The organism is Candidatus Syntrophosphaera thermopropionivorans (assembly GCF_004353895.1).
Taxonomy (GTDB): Bacteria; Cloacimonadota; Cloacimonadia; order Cloacimonadales; family Cloacimonadaceae; genus Syntrophosphaera; species Syntrophosphaera thermopropionivorans.
Genome location: NZ_SMOG01000002.1, coordinates 167528 through 171573 on the forward strand (window position 1 = coordinate 167528; position 4046 = coordinate 171573).

Sequence of the window (4046 nt, forward strand, 5' to 3'; positions counted from 1 at the left end):
ATACTGAAGAAGAAGCACGGGAAAAATTTGGAGAACTAAAAATCGGTAAGTTTCCCTTTAGTGCCAATGGAAAAGCTATGGCTATGAGCAGCACTTATGGAATGGTGAAGACAATTGCTCGCGCTGATAATTCTGAATTAGTGGGAATGCATATCTTAGGTGCTAATGCCACAGAACTTATAGCGCAAGGAGCTATTCTTATTTCACTGGGAGCAAAATCAGAGGTGATAGATTATCTAACTTTTGCTCATCCAACACTTTCAGAAACAATTAAAGAGTCCCTTGAGGACTTGAATAACCTTTCCATACATAAGATTTAGTAAGGAGGACTAACGCATGCAAATCACGATTACTGCCCGTCATTTTGAACTGACCAAGGCAATCAGAGATTATGTGGAATCATCCTGTCAAAAATTGAACCGGTATTTTGACCATATAATCAACATTCATGCAACTTTATCTTTAGAAGACAACCGCAATATTTGTGAATTGTCTCTTCATGCTCCAAGATATGTTCTAAAAAGTCAGGCAGAAGAAATGGATATGTATCTTGCCATAGATTCTGCCGTAGACAAACTTGAAGTTCAAATTAAAAAATTGAAAGACCGGATAACTGACCATCAGAAAAAGAAGCCCCTGAAAGAACAGTTTATCTCATATTCTCATGAATCTGATATCATTGTAAATCCGGAAAATCACACACGTAAGACCATTAAAACTAAACGAACTGTAGCAGAGACTTTATCTTTACAGGAAGCTCTGGATAAACTGGACCGTCAAAAGGAAAACTTTTTGATATTCAGGAATGTAGAAACAGATAAGCTCAATGTCCTGGTTAAAAAGGATGAGCAGAATTATAAATTGATAGAACCATAAGATACTTCGGTGGAAAGCCGGAAGGTCTATTTCCCTCCGGCTCTCTTACCTCCCGAGGATAGGAATGAAAGTTATCACCATCAGGGAATTATTTGAAACTAAGAAAAAAGACCTTGCTCTCTCACTGGTTACTGAGCCTGAGACTTTAAATAAAAAACTCAGCTCACAGTTTATTAATAGGCCAGGTTTAGCTCTGGCAGGATATCTGGATGTTTTCTTTTCTGACTGTCTTCAGGTCTTTGGAGAAGTGGAAGTCCGATATCTACAAACTTTACCTGAAGAGCTTATGCTTGAACGAATGCGTCGCATCTTTCAAATGGACATACCTTGCATAATCATTACTAAGGGTCTAACCTTTCCTCCTTCCATTGAATATCTTGCAAATGACCTCAATATACCCATCCTTTCCAGTCGTCTTTCCACAGCTCAGCTTATTCAACTTTTAAATAGGTATTTGCTGGATGTCTTTGCTCTGGAAAAGACTATCCATGCTACCTTGGTTGAAGTGTTCAGTCTGGGTATATTGCTTACTGGTAAAAGTGGCATAGGCAAAAGTGAATGTGCTCTTGATTTAATTCATAGAGGTCATAGCCTGGTAGGAGATGACCTGATTACTATTCGTTTGATTGATGATAAGTTGATAGGTAAATCCAGTAGAGACCTGGGCTCTTTTATGGAAATAAGAGGTGTGGGATTTGTTAATGTGGAAAGAATGTTTGGCATAGAAAGAGTCAGAAAGCAAAAAGAGATTGATTTACAGATAGAATTAATGCCCTGGCAAGAGAATATTGATTACGAAAGAATTGGGTTAGCCAATAATTATGCTGAACATCTCGGCATTAAACTTCCTATTATCTACCTTCCTGTTTCACCAGGAAAAAATGTTTCCGTTATTGTAGAAGTAGCAGCGATGAATATGATTCTCAAAGTAGTTGGTTATGATGCCGCAGAGGATTTTAACCGTCTTCTTCATGAACAAATCCGTAAACAAACATTACAAAAACCTGTCGTCACTTAAACTGAATGAGTCGGAGAAGGGTTAAAGTTGTAAACAAACTTGGGTTACATGCCAGACCGGCAGCTCTATTAGTCAAAGCTGCAACCAAGTATAGAAGTGATTTCTTTATTGAGAAAGATGGGATGCGAGTGAATGGTAAAAGCATTATGGGAGTTATGATGTTAGCTGCAGAATGTGGTTCAGTTCTTGATTTGATTGCCGATGGAGTGGATGAAGAATACCTTTTAGATGAGATTTCTGAACTGATAGCCAGTGGCTTTGGAGAAGAGTAAAGTTATGCACCTAATAAAAGGATTAGTTATCTATCAAGGCTTGATGATTGGAAGAGCAAGAAAACTGGAACCTGTTTCCTGGGATTTACCCGCCACCCATATATCTCCATCTTCTATAACTGCAGAAATCAAATCTCTTGAAGATGCTATCCACTCTTTAGCAAAAACCATAGAACTGCAATTTAACGAACTTAAAGGATCTGAAGAAGAAAAAGCAATTCTGAGCTCACATCTTTTAATACTAAAGGACCCTGAGCTCATATCTCAAGTTAAAGATTCTATCTCCAAAAACTTAGTCCCTGCCGCTGTTGCCATTCAGCAAGTGTTTTCTCAAGTACAAGAACACTTTAAAAACTTGTCCAACGATTTCCTGGCTCAGCGAGAAGCAGATTATCGTGATGTGGAACAACGCCTTTTGCTGGAACTTACAGGAAAACAACAAGAAGTGTTACATAATTGGGCTGCTGACCAGATTGCTATTTTGAAAGAAGCAACTCCTTCCTGGGTTAGTGCCTTTGCCTATTATAAGGTTCCTGCCTATTGTTCTGAACAGGGTAGTTTAACTTCTCATGCTTCTATTCTGAGTCGTGCTTTAAAAATTATCTCTATAACTGACTTAGCTGAACTCTGGGAAAAGGTTTCAGAAAATGAGAAAATTATCCTGGATGCTCTAAATGGGAAAGTAATAATAGACCCCGATATTTCTACTTTGCAATATTATGAAAAGCTAAATGCTAATTATCATAAGCCAGAAGAACCTGTAATTATGGAAAAGGATTCCCCTATAAAAACCAAAGATGGACACAGAATAATATTGCGTTGTAATCTGGACCCCTTATCTGATTTGAATGAACCAACTAAATTAAATGCAGATGGTGTGGGACTTTATCGGACGGAATTTTTATATCTCGGAAAAGATGAATTACCATCCGAAGACTACCAGTTCTCTATTTATAAACAGGTAGCAGAACTCATTGCTCCTCATAGCGTTGTAATTCGCACTTTTGACCTGGGTGGCGATAAACTTTCCCACCTTATACCCTCAGCTCCCGAAGATAATCCCTATTTAGGAAATCGTGGAATTCGTTTTTCTTTGAGTCATAAGGATGTATTCAAAACTCAGATTAGAGCTGTACTTAGAGCTGCAATTTATGGTAAAGTAAAACTGATGTTCCCAATGGTAAAGGATTACCAAGACTATCTGCAGGCAAAAGAAATAGTGGAAGAATGTAAAACTGAACTGCAAAAAGAGAATATCCCCTTTGCTCAAAATCTTCCTCTAGGTGTAATGATTGAAATTCCCTCTGCTGCTCTTTGCGCAGAAGAATTAGCTGAAAACTGCGATTTTATGAGTATTGGCACTAATGATTTGGTGCAATATACTTTAGCTGCAGATAGAAATAATTCTGCTCTATCTGATTATTATATCACACACCATCCTGCTGTATTGAAACTTATGATGCTAACCCTTCAAGCAGGTAATAAATATGAAAAACCTGTATCCATCTGTGGGGAAATGGCATCTCAACCGCAATATGTGCCTCTATTAATTGGTATGGGATTTAAAGAACTAAGCGTGGGAACTTCTGCTTTTTTGCGGTGTAAAAAAATTATTCGTCATTGTGATAAAGAGCTTTTCAATCTGATAGAAAACACAGACTTAGGACATTTAGATTCTATAGAAAATCTTATCTTTGAACAACTAAAACCTTACTACAAATTTTAAAGGGTGCTATTATGTTAACTTTTGAATATCGTAACCTTCTTCATTCTGAACTAATTCCTACTGCCATCCCTGAATCACGTATAAGAGATTATGCTCGCGCTTGCAAACTGGCTAATGAAGAAATTCAAGCTGACCGTCAAGCCGGTATTTTAGG

4 protein-coding genes and 1 pseudogene are annotated in these 4046 nt (G+C 37.7%); all 5 read left to right on the forward strand.

Translation table 11 applies throughout. From position 1 onward, the window contains the following. Positions 1-320 (forward strand): annotated as a pseudogene (locus E0946_RS02045) (dihydrolipoyl dehydrogenase); the annotation flags it as partial. Between the two features lie 16 nt (positions 321-336). Further along, positions 337-876, forward strand: a complete 540-nt coding sequence (hpf, locus tag E0946_RS02050) for a ribosome hibernation-promoting factor, HPF/YfiA family (RefSeq protein WP_133200797.1) — start codon at positions 337-339, stop codon at positions 874-876. A 64-nt stretch (positions 877-940) separates the two neighbouring features. Then, positions 941-1894, forward strand: a complete 954-nt coding sequence (gene hprK / locus E0946_RS02055; protein WP_133200798.1) for an HPr(Ser) kinase/phosphatase — start codon at positions 941-943, stop codon at positions 1892-1894. Between the two features lie 5 nt (positions 1895-1899). Further along, complete coding sequence (locus E0946_RS02060; RefSeq protein WP_133200799.1) at positions 1900-2166, forward strand: HPr family phosphocarrier protein; 267 nt, start codon at positions 1900-1902, stop codon at positions 2164-2166. A gap of 4 nt (positions 2167-2170) precedes the next feature. Beyond that, positions 2171-3892 carry a phosphoenolpyruvate--protein phosphotransferase gene (gene ptsP / locus E0946_RS02065; protein ID WP_133200800.1) on the forward strand — a complete coding sequence of 574 codons (1722 nt, stop codon included), beginning with the start codon at positions 2171-2173 and terminating at the stop codon, positions 3890-3892. Positions 3893-4046 lie beyond the last annotated feature (154 nt).